This window comes from Nostoc sp., from assembly GCF_036917155.1.
In the GTDB taxonomy this organism is placed as follows: domain Bacteria; phylum Cyanobacteriota; class Cyanobacteriia; order Cyanobacteriales; family Nostocaceae; genus Nostoc.
Window position 1 is genome coordinate 64668 of sequence record NZ_JBALDZ010000247.1, and the last position, 23038, is coordinate 87705.

At 41.4% G+C, this 23038-nt stretch carries 18 protein-coding genes; 9 read left to right on the forward strand and 9 right to left on the reverse strand.

Going from position 1 to position 23038, the window contains the following annotated elements; translation table 11 throughout:
- Position 1 precedes the first annotated feature (1 nt).
- The 4 genes from V7K67_RS33415 (at position 2) to V7K67_RS33430 (ending at position 8475) form a co-directional block, all read left to right on the forward strand.
- Positions 2–4168, forward strand: coding sequence for a non-ribosomal peptide synthetase (locus V7K67_RS33415; protein WP_335170236.1), 4167 nt, complete (start codon positions 2–4; stop codon positions 4166–4168).
- Between the two features lie 196 nt (positions 4169–4364).
- Positions 4365–6356, forward strand: a complete 1992-nt coding sequence (locus V7K67_RS33420; protein ID WP_335170239.1) for an ABC transporter ATP-binding protein/permease — start codon at positions 4365–4367, stop codon at positions 6354–6356.
- A gap of 452 nt (positions 6357–6808) precedes the next feature.
- The gene (locus V7K67_RS33425) at positions 6809–8116 is read left to right on the forward strand and encodes an efflux RND transporter periplasmic adaptor subunit (RefSeq protein WP_335170242.1); all 1308 of its coding nucleotides are present in this window, start codon (positions 6809–6811) and stop codon (positions 8114–8116) included.
- A gap of 80 nt (positions 8117–8196) precedes the next feature.
- Positions 8197–8475 carry an SDR family NAD(P)-dependent oxidoreductase gene (locus V7K67_RS33430; protein WP_334731665.1) on the forward strand — a complete coding sequence of 93 codons (279 nt, stop codon included), beginning with the start codon at positions 8197–8199 and terminating at the stop codon, positions 8473–8475.
- Positions 8476–8806: 331 nt separating this feature from the next.
- Here V7K67_RS33430 and dapF read toward each other — a convergent pair whose 3' ends face one another.
- The gene (gene dapF / locus V7K67_RS33435) at positions 8807–9679 is read right to left on the reverse strand and encodes a diaminopimelate epimerase (protein WP_335170245.1); all 873 of its coding nucleotides are present in this window, start codon (positions 9677–9679) and stop codon (positions 8807–8809) included.
- 69 nt (positions 9680–9748) lie between these two features.
- On the opposite strand from dapF, the gene V7K67_RS33440 reads away from it, so the two are divergent.
- Positions 9749–9967, forward strand: coding sequence for an Hfq-related RNA-binding protein (locus V7K67_RS33440; RefSeq protein ID WP_334708738.1), 219 nt, complete (start codon positions 9749–9751; stop codon positions 9965–9967).
- 750 nt (positions 9968–10717) lie between these two features.
- Positions 10718–11839 (forward strand): glycosyltransferase, encoded by a 1122-nt coding sequence (locus V7K67_RS33445; protein ID WP_334731667.1) that lies wholly within the window; start codon positions 10718–10720, stop codon positions 11837–11839.
- Positions 11840–11983: 144 nt separating this feature from the next.
- Here V7K67_RS33445 and V7K67_RS33450 read toward each other — a convergent pair whose 3' ends face one another.
- The 4 genes from V7K67_RS33450 to V7K67_RS33465 all read right to left on the reverse strand — a co-directional run bounded on the left by V7K67_RS33450 (position 11984) and on the right by V7K67_RS33465 (position 16404).
- On the reverse strand, positions 11984–14320 hold the full coding sequence (locus tag V7K67_RS33450) for a cation:proton antiporter domain-containing protein (RefSeq protein ID WP_334731668.1): 2337 nt from the start codon (positions 14318–14320) through the stop codon (positions 11984–11986).
- Positions 14321–14432: 112 nt separating this feature from the next.
- Positions 14433–15410, reverse strand: coding sequence for an SDR family NAD(P)-dependent oxidoreductase (locus tag V7K67_RS33455; protein ID WP_334731669.1), 978 nt, complete (start codon positions 15408–15410; stop codon positions 14433–14435).
- A gap of 283 nt (positions 15411–15693) precedes the next feature.
- Positions 15694–16023, reverse strand: coding sequence for a helix-turn-helix domain-containing protein (locus tag V7K67_RS33460; protein WP_335170249.1), 330 nt, complete (start codon positions 16021–16023; stop codon positions 15694–15696).
- A 3-nt stretch (positions 16024–16026) separates the two neighbouring features.
- The gene (locus tag V7K67_RS33465) at positions 16027–16404 is read right to left on the reverse strand and encodes a type II toxin-antitoxin system RelE/ParE family toxin (protein WP_334731670.1); all 378 of its coding nucleotides are present in this window, start codon (positions 16402–16404) and stop codon (positions 16027–16029) included.
- Positions 16405–16626: 222 nt separating this feature from the next.
- Between V7K67_RS33465 and V7K67_RS33470 the strand changes: the two genes are divergently transcribed.
- Positions 16627–17508 carry a carbohydrate ABC transporter permease gene (locus V7K67_RS33470; protein ID WP_335170251.1) on the forward strand — a complete coding sequence of 294 codons (882 nt, stop codon included), beginning with the start codon at positions 16627–16629 and terminating at the stop codon, positions 17506–17508.
- 43 nt (positions 17509–17551) lie between these two features.
- Here the strand turns inward: V7K67_RS33470 and V7K67_RS33475 are convergent, their stop codons facing one another.
- Positions 17552–18118: a thermonuclease family protein gene (locus V7K67_RS33475; protein ID WP_335170253.1), complete on the reverse strand. Its 567-nt coding sequence runs from the start codon at positions 18116–18118 to the stop codon at positions 17552–17554.
- Positions 18119–18943: 825 nt separating this feature from the next.
- On the opposite strand from V7K67_RS33475, the gene V7K67_RS33480 reads away from it, so the two are divergent.
- On the forward strand, positions 18944–19285 hold the full coding sequence (locus V7K67_RS33480; RefSeq protein ID WP_334708743.1) for a winged helix-turn-helix transcriptional regulator: 342 nt from the start codon (positions 18944–18946) through the stop codon (positions 19283–19285).
- A gap of 170 nt (positions 19286–19455) precedes the next feature.
- Here V7K67_RS33480 and V7K67_RS33485 read toward each other — a convergent pair whose 3' ends face one another.
- From V7K67_RS33485 to V7K67_RS33495, 3 genes are all read right to left on the reverse strand, one after another.
- On the reverse strand, positions 19456–19851 hold the full coding sequence (locus tag V7K67_RS33485) for a salt stress protein, Slr1339 family (RefSeq protein ID WP_334731673.1): 396 nt from the start codon (positions 19849–19851) through the stop codon (positions 19456–19458).
- A 120-nt stretch (positions 19852–19971) separates the two neighbouring features.
- Positions 19972–20577, reverse strand: coding sequence for a vWA domain-containing protein (locus tag V7K67_RS33490; RefSeq protein WP_334708745.1), 606 nt, complete (start codon positions 20575–20577; stop codon positions 19972–19974).
- A 55-nt stretch (positions 20578–20632) separates the two neighbouring features.
- Positions 20633–21238 (reverse strand): vWA domain-containing protein, encoded by a 606-nt coding sequence (locus tag V7K67_RS33495; RefSeq protein WP_292845785.1) that lies wholly within the window; start codon positions 21236–21238, stop codon positions 20633–20635.
- A 1183-nt stretch (positions 21239–22421) separates the two neighbouring features.
- Between V7K67_RS33495 and V7K67_RS33500 the strand changes: the two genes are divergently transcribed.
- Positions 22422–22742, forward strand: coding sequence for a hypothetical protein (locus tag V7K67_RS33500; RefSeq protein ID WP_335170256.1), 321 nt, complete (start codon positions 22422–22424; stop codon positions 22740–22742).
- The last annotated feature ends 296 nt before the right edge of the window (positions 22743–23038 follow it).

Sequence of the window (23038 nt, forward strand, 5' to 3'; positions counted from 1 at the left end):
CATGACTAACAGCATTGTTGAATTTCTTGATCGCCTGAGCGACTTAAATATTAAGCTAGAAGCCGATGGCGATCGCTTGCGTTGTCATGCACCTACAGGAATTTTAACTCCCACGGTACTTAAGGAAATAACTCGGCAAAAAGCAGAAATTCTGCTGTTTTTACAGCAAGCAAAGCAGGTGAAAGCTGCTCATCAGTTGCCCATTCAAAGAGTGCCACAAGACGGTGAGATACCCCTATCTTTTGCCCAACAGCGACTCTGGTTTCTGCACCATATCTCACCCGATAGTCGTTTCTATGATATGCTACAGATTCTGCGGCTAGAAGGATCGCTGAATATAGTCGCACTGGAGCAAAGCCTGGGTGAACTCGTTCGTCGCCACGAGATTTTAAGAACAACTTTTCCCGCAGTAGACGGAAGACCTGTCCAGGTAATTTCTCCTCCTACTGATTCAATTTTGCCAGTCTGTGATTTGCAGGATTTATCAGCCCAAGAGAAAACTGCCCAGGTTAGGCAAATAGCGGAGTCCATTGCATCCAAAACCTTTGATCTGGCTGCTGAACCATTAGTACAATTCACCCTACTTCAACTGAGTGACCAGGAGTATGTACTGCTGTTGAAGATGCACCACATTATTTACGATGGCTGGTCTTTGGACATCTTCAACCGTGAGTTATCTCAGCTATATACAGCTTTCACTCAAGGATTGCCCAACCCACTACCAGAATTACCCATCCAGTACGCTGACTTTGCAGTTTGGCAACGCCAGTGGCTGACGGGGGAAGTGCTGGAAAGCCAACTGGCTTACTGGCAACAGCAGTTAGCGGGTGTCTCTGGTGTGCTAGAACTGCCTACTGATAAACCACGACCACCAGTTCAGAGCTTTCAAGGTGGAGTTGAGCGTTTTCAACTCGACCACGACCTCACCCAACGCCTCAAACAACTCAGCCAAGAGTCAGAGGCAACGCTGTTTATGACTTTACTGGCAGCGTTTTTAGTTTTGCTATCTCGTTATAGTAATCAGTTAGATGTTGTTGTTGGCTCCCCAATTGCTAACCGCAACAACAAGAGCGTCGAGCAGATCATGGGGTTTTTTGCCAATACCTTAGCATTAAGGGGCGATCTCTCTGGAAACCCAAGTTTTGTTGATTTTTTAGCGCAAGTGCGGCAAACCACACTCTCAGCATACACCCACCAGGACTTGCCTTTTGATATCTTGGTGGAAAAGCTACAGCCTGAGCGAGATTTGAGTCGTAATCCTCTGGTACAGGTGATGTTTGCCCTCCAGAATGTCTCACGGTCTTCTTCGGATTTGTCAGGTTTAACTATCCACGATCTGCCTTTGCCACTTGATGAAACAGTCAGGTTTGACTTGGAAGTAAACTGCCAAGAAGTTATGGGAAATCTGGAGGGCATTTGGAGTTATAGTACTGATTTATTTGATGCCACCACAATTAGTCGGATAGTCCGACATTTTCAAACTTTACTTCAAGCAATTGTGGTAAATCCCAAAGCGCTAATTTCCGAACTACCACTGTTAACAACCGCAGAGCAACAACAGTTATTAGTTGAGTGGAACAACACTACAAAAGAATATCCCCAGAATAAGTGTATTCATCAGTTATTTGAAGAGCAGGTAGCACGTACTCCAGATGCAATAGCAGTGGTGTTTGAAAATCAACGACTCACCTACCAGCAGTTGAATTGTCGTGCAAATCAGTTGGCAAATCACTTGCAGTCATTAGGTGTCGGAGCAGATGTACTAGTTGGGTTGTGTATAGAGCGATCGCTTTTCATGGTCATAGGACTTTTGGCGATTCTCAAAGCGGGTGGTGCTTACGTTCCCCTTGATCCAGAGTATCCTAGCGATCGTCTGAGCTTTATGCTAGAAGACACTCAAGTTCCACTACTGCTCACCCAACAACACTTAGTTGATAAACTACCCCCAAATCAAGCAAAACTGATTTTTATAGCTGAAATCTGGTCAGAAATTGACGAAAACAGCCAACATAACCTGATTAGGGTTGTGACAGCTTCTCATCTAGCGAATGTGATTTACACAAGCGGATCTACAGGTAAACCTAAAGGGGTGATGGTTGAGCATAGAGGGTTGTATAACCTAGCTCAAGCTCAGATTAAAACTTTTGATGTGCATTCTGATAATCGCGTTCTCCAGTTTGCCTCCTTGAGTTTTGATGCTTGTATCTCAGAAATCTTGATGACTTTGGGATCTGGGGCAACACTATACTTGGGAACAAAAGACTCGATAATGCCAGGTACGCCGTTAATAGAGCGATTACGCGACTATGGCATTACCCATGTAACCCTACCACCATCAGCTTTAGCAGTCTTGCCAACTGAAGAACTCCCAAACCTGCAAACAATCATTGTCGCTGGCGAAGCTTGTTCTCCTGAATTGATAAAACAATGGTCTGTTGGCAGAAACTTTTTCAACGCTTATGGCCCGACAGAAGCAAGCGTCTGTGCCACAGTGGCCAAATGCAATCCTGATGACGAGAAAATTACCATTGGTCGTCCGATTGCCAACACGCAAATCTACATTTTAGACTCGCACGAAAAACCAGTTCCCATTGGTGTACCAGGAGAATTGCATATTGGTGGTGCGGGATTGGCAAGAGGCTATCTCAACCGTCTGCAATTGACACAAGAGAAATTCATCGATAATCCTTTTAGCAATGAAGCCCATTCCCGACTTTATAAAACAGGGGATTTGGCACGCTATTTACCAGATGGCAATATTGAATACTTGGGACGCATCGACAATCAGGTAAAAGTCCGGGGCTTCCGCATCGAATTAGGCGAGATAGAAGCGGCACTGAGCCAACACCCATCAGTTCATTCAGTTATCGTCACAGCCAGAGTAGACACCCCAGGGGAGCAACGCTTAGTCGCCTACATCGTGCCACAAGAGGATTGTGTACCCACAATCAGCGAGTTGCGACAATTCCTGAAAGCAAAGCTGCCAGAGTATATGGTGCCAAATGCGATCGCGATTTTGGAATCCCTGCCCCTAACACCCAGCGGCAAGATAGACCGCCACGCCTTACCAGCGCCAGAGTTAGATCGCCAGATGTTAGACAAATTTGTCGCCCCACGCAACCCAATTGAAAAAACATTAGCACTCATTTGGGCAGAAGTTCTAAAAGTAGAGCAAGTAGGCATTCATAATAATTTCTTTGAACTAGGGGGACATTCCCTGCTAGCTGTACGTTTGATGTCTCGTATTCAGCAACAGTTGAGAAAAAATTTGCCCTTGACAACCCTTTTCCAAAATGGAACTGTTGAACAGTTAGCAACAGTACTGCGTCAGGAAACAATTTCCCAAACTGAGTCGCCCTTAATACCCATTCAGCCAACTGGTAGCAAATCCCCCTTCTTCTGTGTGCATCCGATTGGAGGTAACGTTCTTTGTTATGCAGATTTAGCCTGTAACTTAGGTTCTGAACAACCTGTTTATGGACTGCAAGCACTAGGGCTAAATGAAAAGGAAGAACCTCTAAAGAGCATTGAAGATATGGCTACCGCTTATATTGAAGCCATACAGGCGATTCAACCTACTGGGCCTTATTACTTAGGCGGTTGGTCGATGGGCGGGATCATTGCTTTTGAGATGGCACAGCAGCTGTTGGCGAAAGGATATGAAGTCGCTTTATTAGCATTAATAGATAGCTATATACCGACCTTGATTAGCCCAATTTCTGTAAAGGGCGATCGCAGTTTGCCGTCGCTAGAAGAACTTGATGGCGCTACTGAGGTTGTTTACGACTTTCTCAAGGATATAGCTGGTATCTTCAATCAGGAGATATCTTTATCTAAAGAACAACTTCGACATCTCAAACAAGATGAACTGCTAGCCTACATCTTAGATTGGGCCAAAACGGCTAATGTTTTGCCGCCAGAATTTGGAGAGCAACAAATACACTCGTTGTTCAGACTTTTTCATGTCAATAGACAAGCCCTTTTCCGCTATCTTCCGCAACCCTATTCCGGCCGGACAGTTTTCTTGTCGGCTGACAAAACAACTGTGGAAGATCCAGGCTGGAGCAAAGTGATTAGCTCCCTAGAAGAGCAAATGATTCCAGGAGACCATTACACTCTGCTCAAAAGCACAATACTAGCCCAAAAGTTGATTAGTTATTTAACATGAGTTCTTAAGGAAACGCATTTGTTATGTATCAAGAAAAATAGTATGGTTTGTATTGAGCAAGCGCAAACAAACATCTAAGTTCTAAGATGGAGCCGATTCCGGTGTACTGAGTGTAGTTTTTCTCTACTCAGTAAATTTTGCCCAGTACTAAAAAGTACTAAATTTAGTTACCAAAAATATCAGTTTATCTTCAGATATGCCTACTCAAGCTGTTCAAGCTAAACCTTTAACGAATACTTCTTCAGCTTTTACTCAATTTTGGGAGGATGTAAAAGCGATCGCTGGACCTTACTGGTATCCAACTAAGCCAGGGGCAAGAGCATTTTCAGACGTGATTCGTGCATGGGGAATGCTAAGTCTCCTGATATTATCAATAATTGCACTTGTAAGTGTAACTGCCTTCAATAGTTTTGTTAATCGTAATTTAGTAGATATTATCGTTCAAGAAAAAAATTATTCTAAGTTCATTGAGATTGTATCAGTTTATGCTGTTGGACTGGTCTTGGTAACGCTTTTAGTAGGATTTTCTAAATTTATCAGAAAGCAAATCGCTCTTGATTGGTACAAGTGGCTCAATAATCAGATTTTAGATAAATATTTGAGCAATCGTGCTTATTATAGGATTAACTTTCAAACAGATATTGATAACCCAGATCAACGCTTATCCCAAGAAATTGAACCTGTTACTAGTAATGCTTTGAGCTTTTCAGCTACTCTTTTAGAAAAAATACTAGAAATGACGGTTTTTTTAATAATTGTCTGGTCAATTTCTCAACAAATCGCTATTATTTTGTTTGTTTATACAATTATAGGGAATTTTATTGCTGTTTACTTGACTCAAGAATTGAATAAAATTAATCAAGAGGAACTTGCATCTAAAGCTGAGTACAGTTATTCCTTGACTCATGTTCGCAATCATGCTGAATCAATAGCTTTTTTTCGGGGAGAAAAACAAGAAGCAAATATAATTGGGCGCAGGTTTAGTAATCTGATCAAAAATATTGAACGCAAGATTAGTTGGGAAAGAGGTAAGGAAATTTTTAGCAGAGGTTATCAAGCTATTATTGAAATATTTCCATATGCAATACTTGGACCTTTATATCTGAGAGATGAAATTGATTATGGACAACTTGGACAAGCTGCTTTTGCTAGCTATTTTTTTGCAACTGCTGTGGGAGAATTAATAACTGAATTTGGGACTTCCGGAAATTTTTCGAGTTACGTTGAGCGTTTATCTGAGTTAACAGATGCGCTACAAGCTGTTACCAAACAGCCAGAGAGCGTTAATACCATTAAAACAATAGAAGAAAACCATCTTGCTTTTGAGAATGTTACCTTACAAACGCCTAACTATGAACAGGTAATCATCGAAGACTTGTCCTTGTCTGTTCAACCGGGAGAAGGTTTATTGATTGTTGGGCCAAGTGGTCGAGGTAAAAGTTCTTTATTGCGAGCGATCGCTGGTTTGTGGAATGCGGGAACTGGGCGTTTAGTGCGACCTCCATTAGAAGAAGTTTTATTTTTACCCCAACGTCCTTACATAATTTTGGGAACTTTGCGCGAACAATTGCTCTATCCTAACACCAGTCGTCAAATGACTGATGCAGAACTCAAAGAAGTTTTGCAACAGGTCAACCTACAAAACTTACTTACCCGCGTCGATGGCTTTGATACAGAAGTTCCTTGGGAGAATATATTATCGATAGGAGAACAACAACGTCTTGCTTTCGCACGACTGTTAGTTACTCATCCTAGCTTTACTATATTGGATGAAGCAACAAGTGCTTTAGATTTGAAAAATGAAGGAAGTTTATATCAACAGTTACAATCAACGAAAACAACATTTATCAGTGTTGGGCATCGAGAAAGCTTGTTTGATTATCATCAGTGGGTTCTGGAACTTTCACAAGATTCTAGTTGGCAACTTGTAACTGTTCAGGATTATCGAAATCAAAAAATAATAAATATTCAAAGCACGCCTAATAATGAGTTGCAAAGTCAATCACAAATATTGACGAAAACAATCACAAGTGAAGGACTTTCTCATAAGGAAATAAGTGAATTAACTAACTATTCTATCAGCACTATCAGAAGTAAGGCAAGCAAAGGAGATTCTATTACTACTAGGGACGGCTTGACGTACCGCTATGACAAGAACCCAAGTATGTTGAAATGGCTGAAAGTTTAGCGGTTAGACAATCTGTTCAGTCTGGTCAAGGCCAGAGGTCTGCCATTGAAGCAGGGACGCCACAACTATTGACCCACCATCGTTTTCATCGGCGGCACTAAAGCCACTATTTTGAGTTAGATCCGCTTTTACGATCGTGATGCGATCGCCATCTTGTACGGCGTTAAGTCCGAAAATTTGTTCAAGTGTGAAATTTGATACCCTGGCTGTACCACTGAAGACGAATCAATTTTATACACACTTTTTTCTTTCGTCACCAAGTAACTCTCTAGAGATTCTTTTGAGGGGATTCACCTTTCGGTAGATTTAGACAGAATCATCAAAACTGTATATTTGGATGGGATAACACATAATTTGCTATAAAACCTCATGCCAAATCAGTAATTTACATATCAACAGATGAAATTTTGATTGAATTCTAGTTAATTTGTTCCTTAAGTTCCTCATAAGCCATGACATCCCCTGAGCCTCAAACTGATTTTGGAGAAAAAGCTCCACAAACCTCATTTGAGCCACCTTCTGGAAAACGGCGGTGGCTTTGGTTATTTTTAGCAGCACTACTATTATTAGGGGGCGGAGCAACTATAGTTTGGCGTTTGCTCGCTCCGCAAAATTCAGCACCTTCAACTGCTAACGCTCAACCTCAAGGGGTAAGAGTCAAAGTATCGACAGTACAAAGCGGCATAATTGAGGAAAGTTCAGATTTTATTGCTAGCCTAAAATCCCAGCGCTCAGTCACGCTCCAGCCGAAGATTCAGGGCCAAGTTACCCAAATACTTGTCAAATCGGGAGATCCAGTCCCCAAAGGAGCGGCAATTCTCCAAGTAGATCGTACACCGCAAGCTGCGATCGCTCTTAATAATACTGTACCTCAAGCATTTTTATTGCAACTGGCAAATGCCCGCGCAATACTCAAATCTCTGGAAGCAGAACGACCATCCTACGTTGCAAATGTGCGATTGTACCAGCAGAACTACGAAAAGTTTGTTAACTTAGCTGAACAAGGAGCCATATCTCGACAGACTAGCAATCAGTTTGCTGATAGGCTCGCCAATGCTAAGACTAGTCTTGATGCAATTGATTCCAGGATTCAAGCACAACGAGCCACCATCTTGCAAGCTGAAAAATCCTTGCAGCAAGCTAATGTAAATCAAACACAGCAGATCCAGTACGACAAAATTACCGCTCCCTTTAGTGGCACTATTGGTAATATCGCTGTGAAAGTTGGTGATTTAGTTAATACTTCCACACAATTAGTTAATATCACGCAAAATCGACCTTTAGAAGTGAATATCTCTGTGCCAATACAGCAAGGGTCCCAATTGCGTAAGGGAATGCCAGTGGAGGTTATGAACACACAAGGTCAAAAGCTGGGTAGAAGTAGGGTATTTTTCATTGCACCTAATGCCAGTAATGAAACACAAACGATATTAATCAAAGCACTTTTTGACAACCCTAACGGTCAATTACACGCAGATCAATTGGTAAGGGCTAGAGTGTTCTGGAATCAGCGCCCCGGAGTTTTAATCCCCACAACAGCAATGACTCGTATTGCTGGGAACACTTTTGTTTATGTCGTTGAAACCGAAAAATCTCCCCAAGGTATATCCCAACCAGTAGCTCGACAAAGGCCAGTGAAGCTAGGCGAGATTAAAGGTAATAATTACCAAGTTATCGAAGGATTACAGCCAGAAGATAAAGTTATTATCTCAGGATTGCTCAATCTTAGGGATGGTGTTGTGATCGTTCCAGAATTTTAATGAAGGGAGTGGGGGATGAGGGGGATGAGGGAGATGAGGGAGATGAGGGGACAAGGAGAATAATCCATGACTATTAATCTTTGGCAGGAAAAGTTGCAATTATCACTGGTGCATCGCGGGGGATTGGACGAGCGATCGCACTAAAATTAGGAGGTGACGGCGCATCTATTGTCGTTAATTATGCTGGGAATGCAGGCAAAGCACAGGAAGTTGTTGCAGAAATTGAAAAGTTGGGAGTAGGGGCGATCGCTATTCAAGCTGATATTAGCAAAGTACCCGATATCCAACGGTTGTTTGAGCAAACACTGGAACGTTTTGGTAAAGTCGATATTTTGGTCAACAATGCCGGAATCGCCTGATTTTAAGGGTATTGGGATAATATCTTTATTTTCTCTCTCTGGTTCCTCTGTGCCTCTGTGGTTTATTTATTGAACCGCAGAGGCACTGAGAACACAGAGATAAGAGAGTGAAAAAGCAGAGGAGCAGAGGAGCAGAGGAGCAGAGGAGCAGAGGAGCAGAGGAGCAGAGGAGCAGAGGAGCAGAGGAGCAGAGGAGAAAAACCACGCCACTTGCGGGTGGGGCTTCAAACAAGGAAGCTAGGGAGCAAGGGAGCTATCGCGCCACTTGCGGGCGAAAGCGCGTAGCGGGACGAAGTACGGCTTTGAACCTTATCTTCTTCGGAAATAATTTTTACAATTTCCCTGTGAATACCCTCTCGGCTGGGCCTGTCATGTAAACCCGTTGGTCTACTTTTGACCATTCAATTTGTAAGGGGCCACCTGGTAATTCTATAGTGGCAATGCGATCGCATTTTCCAGTTAACACTCCAGCTACTAAGGAAGCGCAAGCACCAGTCCCACAAGCTAATGTAATCCCAGCACCCCGTTCCCATACCCGCATTTTTAGATAGTCACGGCGCACTACTTGAATAAATTCGGTATTTATGCGTTGGGAAAAAACTGGATGATGCTCAAATTTGGGGCCGATGGTTTCTAGCTCAATTGCTCCGACATCTTCCACAAAGGTAATACAGTGGGGATTACCCATACTTACACAAGTGACATCCCAAGTTTGCCCCGCCACCTCCAACGGCAGAGAAATGACTTTTTCTTCATCGGGTGCAAGGGTGGTAGGAATTTCGCCAGCAAGTAACCTGGGTAAACCCATATCCACCTTCACTTGACCATCAGATATGAGTTGGGGTGTAATCACGCCAGCTAGCGTATGAATGCGATATGTGATTGGGCATGGGTTATTTTCCTTGTCTCCCTCATCTCCCCAAGTCCCCAGTCCCTCTAAATCTGCTAAAAAGCCAGCTAAACAGCGAATGCCATTACCACACATTTCCGGTTCTGAACCATCGGAATTAAAAATCCGCATGGTGTAATCAGTGCCGTTTTCGCCAGGTAGGGCAAAAATAACACCATCAGCACCGATACCAAAATGGCGATCGCACAACTTGATGGCTTGCTCTGGGGTCAATACAGGTAAAGATGACGAGCGATTGTCAATCAAAATAAAGTCGTTGCCTAGACCATGATACTTAGTAAATTCGATTGCCATTTCTTCAAGGATGAATTATCAAGGATTAGTTACTCTTTATTTTGCCTTGTAGGTTCATCTTTACTAAAAATGCTTACCGAATTTGACACCACTTTACCCAGTATTAAACAAGTCCAAAACCTGATTAAACAAACAACGCCAGTAGAGTTAAAACTGCTGAGTGAGGATGTGCTGACAGGGAGGATTTTATGGCAAGATCCACAGTGTATCTGTATTACTGATGAAAACAGTCAGCAAACCATTATTTGGAAACAAGCGATCGCTTACATTAAACCAAAAACGAGTTAGCTGAAACAGCAAGAAGCCTCTCACCTACCCGCAAGGGAGGTGATGAGACGGCAGTCGCTACAAGTCGGGGAACCCGCCCAAAGCACTGCCTCATGAATTGCGCGTGAGTGACGAATTGCCCAACGATCTCCATGTATAGCGAATTGACACTCCCTAGACTGAACAAATATCGTGTGTCTGACGACACGCTGCGCTAACGCTCATTTGTTCGGAGACTCCGGGGTTAGCAAACAGCATCCAATAAGCTAACAATTACTCACTTGTATTATAGGCGATTTGCCCGACATCAGATGACTAAGATTTTACCTGAGTCTTGTTCAGAAATCAGACAGAATTACTATATTATAATTATGTGCTATATTTTGCATGTTTGTATTTAGATAGTCAGCAAGTAATTGCAATAGAGAAAGGGAGGCTAGCACCAACGCGATCGGTTTTGATCGAATAATTCAGTATTTTTCTATTTTTCTCCATAGCAATCCGAATTGAAACTTCAAAGAAACGAAGATAAAAGTACTTATTTATAAGCTTTTTAGCAATATTTCCGCTCATATCTGATTTAGAATTGCAATATATAAACCCATTAAAAATATTTCCTGAATAATCATTTCAGAAAATATGTTTGAATAAGATGATACTACAAATAAGTCAATAATCCAAAAGCCAGAAAGGATACAATAAAGGTCTTTTAACCAATATATTGTTCATTTTTGGCAATACAAATACTAAATTGAAATTAGGAGTAACACCATGAAACTAGTTGGTATGTATCGCCGAGCTTATCCAAGAGTGTCAGAAACTTTTATTGGCGAGCAAGCTCATAATTTACAAAGATACAAGCCTTTATTTCTTAGTTGTCGCCTCTTAAAAGAAATTCCTTTTGACCATATTGCTGTTAGCGATCATGACTTCTTGAATATCAAGCAGTTATTTTATGCACTAACTGCTTCAACAAATATGTTTGAAAACAACAGTGAGTTAAAAAAATTAAAATTAATTCATGCTCATTTTGGCCCGGATGGTATTTATGGAATGCGATTGGCAGAAAAATTAAATATTCCTTTCATCGTTACATTTTACGGCTATGATATTACATTGACGCGTAAAAATATGTGGTTGTCAGGGAACCCAGCATTTTATCAATTTCTTTTGTATGAGCAAGAAATGAAGCAAAAAGCATCCAAATTTATTGCTTTTTCTAGTTTTTTATATAAAAAGATGATTGAATCTGGCTATCCAAAAGATAAAATTATTCAACATAATAGTGGCATAGATTTACAAAAGTTTGCCCCCAAAACTGAATCGACAGATGAAAGATATATTATGTGTGTAGGAAGACATGTTGAGAAAAAAGGAATTGATACTCTTATAAAAGGCTTTGCACGTATTGCAAACAAGCATCCAGATGTATCACTTTTTCAGTTGGGAACCGGCCCACTGACGGAAAAATTGAAAACTCTCGCAAGTGAGCTTGGTGTTAGTGACAGAGTAAATTTCCTGGGGGCACAACCTTATGAAGTAGTGCAAAAAATGGTGCGAGGTGCAGAAATATTTTCTCTACCTAGTCAAACAGCAAAGGACGGCAATAGTGAAGGTTTACCGCTGGCAATCTTGGAAGCTGCTGCTTGTAGTTTGCCAATAGTATCGACCTGGCATAGTGCTATTCCCGATGCTGTTTTAGATGGAGAAACTGGTTTTTTAGTTGCAGAAAAAGACGATAAAGCTGTGGCAGAAAAATTAGATATTCTCTTGTCTGACCGTGCTTTGGCTAAAAATATGGGTACTAAAGGACGAGAGTTTATTTGCGAAAATTTTGATATTCGCAAACAAACTGTCAAGCTAGAAAGCATTTATGATTCCGTAAGCAATTAATGATTTATGGATTGTGCCACCACTGGGATAAAAGTTATTGATGAACATTGAGGTTGCAATCCGAAGAAATCAGCTTTTAATCTGCCTTCGCAATTGGTCATGTTTCCAGTCCCAAAACCAGCGACTGAAACCCTCATTGTTCAATCAACTTCCAAAAGTTTTCGGACTACTTTCTTTGAGCGCTTCTGCCTCACTAGCTTTCACCACGGGGATAGAAAGGGGTACGGGACTTGTGATGCCAAATAATTTTTCTAGTTGACTCAGACCTGACAAATTACCACATAACAATACTTGATCGCCGACTTGTAAATCCATACCGCCATCAGGATAGCGGATAAACTTGCCATCTCGCCGGATCGCCTGTACCTGTACTCCATACCGCTTGCCGATATCTAAATCCGCAAGGGTTTTACCTAGTGTTGGCGCATCTGCATTCACTGTAACCCACTGACAAGCACTATTTTCCCCGGGTACAGCCGCTTGTCCCTTAGCGAATTCTGCTAAAGCTGCCAGTTCTTCATCTGCTCCCACAACCAGCAAGCGATCGCCTTCTTCTAATTTGGTTTGATTATTGGGATAATCGATTTCATCGCCGTTAGCGCGGCGAATTGCCATTAAACTCGCTCCTGTTAAGTAGCGCATATCTGCTTCTTCTATAGTCATGCCAATTAAAGGCGAAGCAGCTGGGAGAGGATACCAGCGCTGATTTAAATCGAGAGTTGCTTGACGCAAATCGCGGGCCACTTCAGTTGCAGAACGTTCTGGCCTTAAATCTAAATAATGATCGTTACGGATTTGCTGCATTTCTCGTTGGACATCAGCTGGTGACAACAAGCCTAAGCCAGTTAATAAATAGGTTGCCATTTCTAAACTAGCTTCAAACTCTGGTTGCACAACTTCTCTTGCTCCCAATTGATATAGCACTTCAATATTTTTATCCTGGGTAGCACGGACAACCAAATCTAATTCTGGGCGTAATTCCAAAGCGCGTTTCAAGCAAAGACGGGTACTCATGGGATCTGGGAGTGCGATCGCCATTCCTTTGGCATGATTCACACCGGCAGTTTCCAGAACATGTAAACTCACGCAATTACCATATACATAAGACACCCCAGCCTCACGCAACTGCTGAATTCTGCTCTCCGATTGGTCGATTACCACCACAGGTAGGTGATGTTGCTGCAACAACTTCACCAAATTCTTGCCCACTCGCCCATAGCCACAAACTACCACATGGTCTTTGAAGGGCAAATCTTCCGATACATCTCGCGCCTCATCTTCTTCTAAATACGGTTTCAACCAAGGCATTGATTCGGCAAAGTTAAATAAAAATGGCACTAACCGCAGTACAAATGGGGTAAGCATGAGAGTGACTGCGGTGGTTCCCAAAATTAATAAGTATATTTGTCGCGACACCAGCCCCAAAGACTGCCCTTCACTAGCGAGAACAAAGGAAAATTCCCCAATTTGCGCCAGTCCCAAACCGGCGATTATGGCTGTTTTCAAAGGGTAGCGGAATAGTTTCACTAGGGGCGTGATAATCAAAAATTTACCTACGAAAACTATTGCCACCAACCCCAAAATCAATTCCAGGTTTTCCCACAAAAACACTGGGTCAATTAACATCCCAATGGCGGCAAAAAATAAACTAGCAAAGATATCCCGTAGTGGTTCCACATAAGTCAGGGTTTGATCGGCGTACTCCACCTCAGAAATCATCAAACCCGCGACAAATGCTCCCATTTCAATGGATAGCCCCAAATACTCTGTCAATAGGGCAATGCCCAAACACAGGGCTACAACTCCTAATAAGAATAGTTCTTTACTTTCAGTACGGGCTAACAGTCGCAATAAAGGCGGTATCAGCCAAATCCCCGCAGCTATTGCCCCAGCAGCAAATAAAGCAATCGAAGCTAGCGCGGTGAGGACGGTGATACCAATGGTTTCTGCTGGTTGATTGAGGGCTGGTAAGACTGCTAACATCAGTCCTAGCGCCAAGTCCTGTACTACTAAAATTCCCAGCATCACTTGCCCGTGGGGCGTTTCTGTTTCGTTGCGCTCCATTAAGCACTTGAGGACAACGGCTGTAGAAGACAAAGACAGAATACACCCTAAAAACATACCTTTGGCAGGTAAAGTTCCCCAGGCTCCGGTTAACCCGCAGATCGCAACTGTTACCAGAATTGTCAAAGCAATCTGGAGTCCACCACCGCCAAGAGCGATCGCTTTTACCTTCTTGAGTTCCGCAAAGGAAAATTCCACACCCAAGGCGAATAATAAAAAGGCGACCCCAAATTGTGCCAGAGTCTCTACTTGAATAACTTCTTTAATCAATCCCAGCCCGGCTGGCCCAACAACCATGCCACCAATGAGATACCCCAGCAGCACAGGTTGTCGCAAAAGTGCTGCCAACAGCCCGCCACAGGCTGCAACCGCCAGAACTGAAACTAAATCAACAATTAGCCTAAAATCTTCTTGCACCAGTTTAAAAAAAACTATTAAGACCTATTAATTCAGGATACAAAGTTTTATACTCGTGGACGTAAATCAATCACTCCACTTTTTTACCCGAATGCCCTATGCCCAATCCTCATTAAATTTTAGGTGAATTGAGGGCACTCAATAATAGCAGTGACCACGGCATTTTAATATCAGGTATAAGCCATGAATACTTTCTCAGTAGTGGCAATCCAGCGGGTAGCACAAAACGCAGAGAGCGTAATGAGGCAGGACGATTGCCATTTTCATCGACAATTCCATATTTCTTAGCTAGTTCGGCAACAATTTGCACACGTCCTGTACGGCGTATAACATTTGGTTCACCAGCAAGTGCAGCAATTACCCGTCCGGTTAATAATGGAGTTTCCCAGTTATAGCGATCGCTGATTAATGAGTTCTGTTGGTCATTACCATTGGTTTGATTCATCTCAGAAGCAAAACGGGAAAAAAGCTCAGTACCAACAATACCTGGCCAAATTGAAACAGAAGCAACGTTATGGGGTTTGAGTTCAACAGCCATATCAGCTGCTAGGCGATCGCAAGCTGTTTTGCCAACACCATAAGCTGTATTAAAGATATAAGACATTCCACCCCATGAAGAAATGGTGCAAATTAGTCCAGAGTTTCGCTTAGTCATCATTCGGGCAGCAAAAACACTTGCAACATAGTGGCTACGAAGACCAACATTATTGCTAGCATCCCAAAGACTAGGCTCACAATCCCAAAAGGGCTGCCCAAAAGCGTCTCTTACTGCCTGAACTCCTGAGTAAGCATTATTTACCAGTAGATCGAGTTGTCCATTCTGCTCATCTTGAATGCGCTCAAACAGCAAATGCACCTGCTGATCATCGCTGTGATCTATTTGGATGGGAATGCATACACCACCGACTTCCTCAATGGCTGATTGAGTTTCGCTAAGACTCCCTGAAACCCCATCACTAGAAGAGTTGTTAAGACTGCGACCCGTTACGTATACAGTTGCACCTGCTTCACCAAGGCCAATAGCAATTCCCCTACCAATTCCCCGCGTAGCACCTGTTACCAAAGCCACTTTCCCTTCGAGGTGTTTCATGATAGCTCATCGTTAAATATTGATTATTACAATATTTTCTTGTATCTGTGACAGAATAAAATTTAGCTCATCACTAGTCCGGTTGATATAAGTGATATTCTAAAGCTTGGTATAAAGGAAACAACACAGATTTTTTTTCAAAAAACAGAGTGGATTAAATTATGAACCAAGAGCTTACCCAAGCGATGTCTCAAAATAGATTCGTTGCTCATATTTGGTTGCCTTTCTTGCAAAAATAATGCGCGTTAAATCATCACTATCTGTATGCCTTTTCGGTTAATAATTATTCACAAACTACAGTCGTGCAAGCAATTGAACGGCTTTCTGGTTTAGGCTTAATTGTAATTTCTACATCATTACCTAAAATGTTTATAAATCTGATCAATCTATCTATTGAAAAATCTTTTAGTTTCCCTCTAGTTAAAGCAGATATTTTTGGTTGATCTATTCCAAGAACTTCGGCTGCTTGGACTTGATTTAATTGGCGATTAGCAATAATTTCACTAATTTTGCGTGCAAGTTCTGCTTTAATTAAGCGCTCTTCAGGATTAGACAATCCTAGATCAGCAAAGACATTTCCGTTACTAATAAAAACATCATTTTCGTTGCTCATTTTTTACTCCACTGTTTTTGCTATTTCTTGTAAATAATCTTCCTGAGCAACCTTGAGTCTCTTCTTAACTAAATCTATATCTTGTTTTGGTGTAGCAATACCGTGTTTTGATTTCTTTTGAAATGAATGTAATAGGTAAACAAATCCTGCAAATTTAACAGTGTAAATTGCCCTGTATGTATCCCCTTCAAAATCATCTACAATTTCTAAAACCCCAGTGCCTGTAAATCCATGCAAAGGTTTTGCGTCAGGATGCTTTTCACCATGTTGTGCTAAATCCAGAGCATAACCCATTATATCTTGCACATCTTCAGGAAAATCTTTTAAATCATCAAGAGCGCTTGCAATCCATTTGAGGGGTTTTTCTTGTTTTTTACTCATGTAATGCTAATTATGCTAATAATAGCATATTAAAGTATAAGCGATGCCTACGGCTGTAAACTACGCACCTGCTGGGCTTTGATGCAAAACTTAGTTTAAAGACTCCAACTAGAAATCATTATGAACCAAGAGCTTACCCAAGCGATCGCTAATGCTAGAAGAAACCAAGCTAAGGGTAGAATCAGGGCGGAGGGTCATAACAGCTAAAAGGAAAAATTATAGATGCCAAAAATATATCCTAAGTCGTGGTTGGATAACGATACAGTAGCAGCCTGGATTTTTCTCACACCAGCACTAATTTTACTAGGCATTTTTATCATTTGGCCGATCGCTTATTTGTTCTACCTCAGTTTCACCGCTGGTAGTTTCACCTTAAAAGGTATTTATTGGATAGGCTTAAAAAACTATTGGCGCTTGCTACTCAACCCCGACTTCTGGCAAGTTCTGGGTAACACCTTTTATTTTACTGTTGCTACCATCATTCCCAGTTTAGTTATCTCCTTGGGATTGGCAGTACTATTAAATCGCTCCATTCCCTTGCGGGGAATCCTGCGGAGTGCTTATTTTTTGCCTTCAATTATTTCACTTGTGGCAGCTGGGTTGGGATTTCGCTGGCTGTTTCAAACGTCAGGGCCAGTTAACGGACTTTTAGATTTTTTTGGCATTCCAGCTATACCCTGGCTAGGGGACACATTTTGGGCAATGCCAGTAATTATTTTAATGAGTATTTGGAAACAACTGGGTTTCAATATGGTAGTTTTTTTAGCAGGGTTGCAAGCAATTCCTCCCAGTCGTTACGAAGCAGCAGATTTGGATGGAGCAAATGCTTGGCAACAATTTTGGTATATTACTCTGCCTGGATTGCGCCCGACTGTGATATTTGCCATCATCACTACCGCGATTTTTACATTGCGGAGTTTTGAGCAAGTTTATGTGATGACTGGTGGTGGCCCATTGAATTCAACTAATTTGCTAGTTTACTACATTTACCAAGAGGCTTTTGCTCAATTTGATTTTGGTTATGCAGCAGCCACCGCGACGGTTTTACTAGCAGTGACGCTGGTACTAGTGTATTTGCAACTACAAACTTGGGGAGAAGAGTAGGGAGACTTTATGCGTAGAGGATTCACCAATTCGGAATTCTGTTTTACTTTTTATATAGGCTGCGATATTCCCAAGGATTCACAAATTTAGTATCACTCCAAATGCCAAGCCGTTGTTCTTTCGCCTCAGCTTCGGCTTGTTGAACTAAATCTTTGCTAGGACACTTATTTAAATAGGGACGATACACTTTTGCTAAACCTTCTTGCAACAATACCTGTTGTACAAAAGTGCCATTTTTTAAACGGACTTCGGCAATTTTGCGTCCATAGCGATCGCTATCGGTGATATTCAAAGTCACGCGATCGCCTCCTTGTTGCACCAGTTGTTGCACCCGTTCTTGTGCTTTCACACCCCAAGTAAATTGATTGCGATCGCTACTGCGTTTACTCTGTTTTTCTTTGTTTGTATGGGCTATTTCTGGCGCATCTACACAAGCAAAGCGCACAGTAAAATTTTTGCCGTTGGTATCTTTGACTACTAAAGTATCGCCATCACTCACTTGCTCAACTGATTCTCCAGAATTACCGATAAAGCGATCGCAGCCCATCAAACCCCAAATTATGATAGTTGCACAAAGCCAAAATCGCACTGGTTTAGTTAATTTCTCCATCCAAACTTACCTGCATTACCTCTGTGGGATTGATAATAGCAAAATACAAAGATATATTTGTTAACTGTTGACATAGTTACACAGGTAATTCAAAAACTTCTCAGGCATCCTCTTAGAGCGATCGCACTTTGATGATTACTGTTACAGTAATCATCAAACATCCGCTTTCAGTTGACTGCGGAAGACAGTCAGGAGCTATTGTCGTAGAATTAAAACGAGGGTGTCAACACCCGGTAAGTAAAATTACAAATACAGTTTGCAAAGGTCAAAAAGTTATTTAATTCTGTAAGTTGTCCAGGAATAGCAGTAAGTTTGGAGAGTGTAGCGGTGTCTACTGCGATCGTGAAAAAGTCACTACCGTAAAAATGAAAGAGCTAGAGATTCTTTTTTGGAGTTAGTTGAGGACTATATCAGCAAACTCCGCGAGAATCCTAGCTCTAATTCATTTTCAGAGGATGAAGGTTTTCCCAAAAAAGCGTACAGAACAGATTTTAAGTTCAGAAAAATCCGATTTAGAGCGCCTGGATTAGATGGTGCAGCGAAGAAATGCCGTTTCATGTATGTGGTCAACGAGACGAAGTGCATCGTTTATTTGTTTTGGATATACACGCATACAGAGTATCCTGGAAGACCATCTGACGACGAACTGAGAAGGGAATTTGCAATTATTCAACAAGAGGCGGAGCAGGAAGAAGTCTAGCCTTATGAAAAACTTTTCATATTCTCGGAGCTGCTACACTAGTTATGGAAAACCTAAAACAATTAATAATCAGATAAATAGCGTTACTACCCAGCAAACCTGAGTTAGGCTATTCCTAAAAAACTATGAAAGCTGAAGCAGAAAACCATTTCAGGCTGACTTGTGAAGTAGAAACTACCATAAAGGTGATTGGCGGACGCTGGAAAGTTTTGATTATTAGAGAATTAATGAGTGGCGTAAAACGCTTTGGTGAGTTGCAACGCGCTTTACCTGGAGTTACGCAAAAGATGCTAACTCAGCAACTCAGAGAAATGGAGGAAGACGGCATTATTCATCGAGAAGTTTATCCCCAAATTCCACCCAAAGTAGAATATTCTCTAACGCCTTTAGGAGAAACTTTGCAACCAATTCTCTATGCTATGCATGAATGGGCTGTGCAACATTTAGCTAGACCAAATCACCATTAATATTAGACATCTCCAGAAATTAAATATGCGTTATCCAGAATCCTTGTAGAGACGTAGCACTGCTACGTCTCTACATTCATTTTCACCAGATGTCTATTGAGCATAGGTAATAAATAATAATTGCTAACTTTAAATTTGAGCTGGCAGATTTCTCCAAATTACGAATTATTTTATTTGTTGTTTCGTAAATATTCAATTGCTGCCTCTAATTTTGAGGTGTAACTTTCAGCAAATCTTTCAAACCAAAGTCCTTCAGACGAAAGTGGATCTACTTTAGCTAACCATTTTTCTGCTTGAACTTTCAAAGCCTCTAATTGTTTGGCTTTGAGTTGTTCTTGTCGAATCCTTTCCTGTTCTAGTTCTTGCTGTCTTTTTAATTCGATAGCAGCATCCTCTTCGGCAAAACCAGCTTTAACTTCTGCCAAAAGGTTATCCATAAAAGATGCCGACTTTGGCGATGCTGGAATAAACGATTTGGCTGCGGCTGATTTTGATTGCTGCTGTTGTGGTTTTACTTCTTTGTATTCAGTTTGGAGTTCAGCTAATAGCTTATCAATGGAATCCATTTTGGCAATTCCTAATAAATGGTATAGCTAGTACAAGAAGGCAAAAGTAAAAAGAAAGAATGCTTATTTTGTAAGCTTTCTGGCTATTTTAAATGGGTGGTTTATTTACGCAGTGTTGTACTAGTCATTAATGGCATTAAGTAGTACTTCTGATAGACTCATATCTTCCATATCTTCCATAGTAATGGTGTCACAGATATCAAACTTAGCACCAGCACTTTGGAGTTCATCATCTAAGACTTTGAGAAAGCGGGTAGCTTGTGGATCTGTACCGACTTGAATGAAGGAAATGGCTAATTCTTCATCTCGATCGATGCGGCGAGAAGCTTCAATAATTACTCTCATAACTGCTTTGCGATCGTCCGGTTCACCATCAGTAATCACTAAAATTGTTTCACCATTTGGCTTGGTTTGACCGGCTGCTTTGCGTTGAAGATAATCATCAGTTGCGTGTTTTAACACACCTGCCAAATCAGTTGTACCAGAGGGATCATTCTCTCGGAAAATTTGCGTTACTATGCTGGATGTCACATTTTCATATCGTTTAAATCTACCAGAAAATACATAGATGGTGATGCCATCGGGGTCAAATTGCTCACACTTGCTAGCTAAGGCTAAAGTAGATTCTTGTGCCGCAACCCATCTAGTTCTACCACCCTTTTGATCTTGGGTTGCCATGCTGCCGCTTTTGTCGATAATCAAGGTATAGTCACGATTTTCTAGCATTATTAAATTCTCCAGTTAATAGTAAAGAGTTACTAGACTATGAGCGATCAACACATTAGTCAGTTATTGCGTTTGTCAATACATCTACAAGGCTCATTTCTTCTAAGTCGTCTAAAGTGACGGTATCACAAATATCAAATTTAGCACCGACACTTAGCAACTGATCGTCCAAAGCTTTGAGGAACTTAGTTGCTTGGGCATCTGAACCTACTTGAATGATTGAAATTCCTAATTCTTCATCACGTTCCATCTGGCGAGTAGCATGAATAATTACTTCAAACACAGCCTTGCGATCGTCTGGTTCACCATCGGTAATAACTAAAATTGTCTCTCCGTTTGGCTTACTTTTACCGGCTGCTTTACGTTGAAAGTAGTTATTGAGTGCATCTTGCAGTACACCTGCTAAGTTTGTTGTGCCAGAAGGGTCGTTTTCGAGAAATATCTGCGCGACTTTGGCTGAGGTGACATCATCGTAGCGTTTAAATCTACCAGAAAACACATAAACGGTGATGCCATCGGGGTCAAACTGTTCGGCCTTTCTGGCCAAAGCGAGTGTAGACTCTTGGGCGATTTCCCATCTACTTCTACCACCCACTTGGTCGGGTGTGGACATACTACCGCTTTTGTCAATGATTAAGGTATAGTCGCGATCGCTCATCATAATTTTCCTTCGATTCTTACCCTGTGGTTCTAGTCTAGTCTACGAATTTGACGATACCGTAAGCATTTTAAGGTTTCATATCAATTATGCTACTCAAATGCTACTCAAAATGGGTATGCTTACCCTGATTTTTAGCGATCGCAAGCACTGATCTTGCTACTCAAATGCTACTCATTTAACTGACCAATAGACTCTTAATCTATTGGTTGCGGGTTCAAATCCCTCGTCACCCACTCTTTCCAGCCCTTCAGAAAAAACCCCTTGACTAATTCTTGACTAAATTGAGCAAACGCTCTTCTCTGAAAGCCTCGTCTATCAAGGATAAACAGTACTAAGTCTTGACTAATTTGAATAAAAACGCCTACTCTCCAGTGGACTGAAAGCGAGTGCCTACTGGACAATTGAAATGTGATTTTAAAGGAATGATGACTAGACTTCAGGTATTTCTGTTTTTTAGGCTGATAGACAAAACTTATTACCGATCAATGAGAGTGTTGATTTTCTACGGTTGTCTTCGGGATCTAAGAAGTCCAGACTAACTTGAGTCAACTTATAAAGTTAAAAAGGAGTTACAAGTGAATCGCCTTGCGTGCCGAGTCGAACGGCTTACCACATTCCCTGTTCGGGCGAGGACAGCTACCCGCCGATATCCTCCCACTGGATGCAAAGCGACCCAAGCTCATTTTAATAAAAGAGACAAAATGGAGATAAGCAAGAATCCATATTATCGATAAAGAAGAATTTCGATAATATGGATTTCGTTATAAATGGAATCAATAATATATCCACCGTCAAATGACGAAATGGAGATTTATGCCAAAATTTAAAAAATTCCTCAAAGAGTGGATATCCCTGTTTTCATCATTGATAGCTTATCAAGACAGTATTTACGGATATCCCCAGTCACGTTGGTTGATGTTGGGTATGTTCCTTTCAGGGTTTGCTTTTTGGATTGGGGTTTTTACTTTATTTTTTGGATTTTATAAAAGATAGGTAGTCTCAAAAGACAAAATGGAGATTTCGACTATTTACAAAGGTGTATTTTCAGTTGCTCACAAACCAGAGATTTTATTTTCAAAGCCAATTGAACTTAAGACTAAGGAGTTACCGCGTTTCAAACCCCATATAACAATTACTCGCCGCATGGTTGAAAGTGATGAGGAACAATGACTAACCGGAGATTATGATTCACTACTACAAACTAGAAGGACAAACCCCGGTTCCTGTGGAGTCATTTACAGACTGGTTTTTGTGGGCAGCGTCAGTTGGCAATGAAATGACAGTTATGATCAACGAGCTAAACAGCTGTATCATCTCAACTAGATTCGTGGGCATAGACTTAAACCCTGGCAGCGGTAACTCTAATTCTCAACCGATGGTGTTTGAGACATTAGTCATGGGTGGGGCACTCGACGGCAAAAGAAACTTTTACCCCACTTGGGACGAGGCAATAAAGGGGCATCTTAAGATATGCACTCAAGTTTTTAAGTTGACTCCAAGTTGACTCCAAGTTGTTCAAATAGAGATTTTGACGAATGGATCAAAGTACCAGCAACGCAGCAAAACACCGATTCTGCTGCACTTGTGGAAAGTACTGCTCACATGATGAGCAGTACTTTCCTGAGTCTGTACAATGCCTTTGGTGCTACACGCTGCAAGATGTTATCAAGCAGAAGCGATTTTTCATAATCCCCCACAGTTGTAAATTACTAGAGTGAATCCCCAGAAGTTACTTGAGTGAAATCGATGTAATATTCAGCCGCAGGTTTAAAAAAATCTGCTGCGCTAGGGTTATTAATA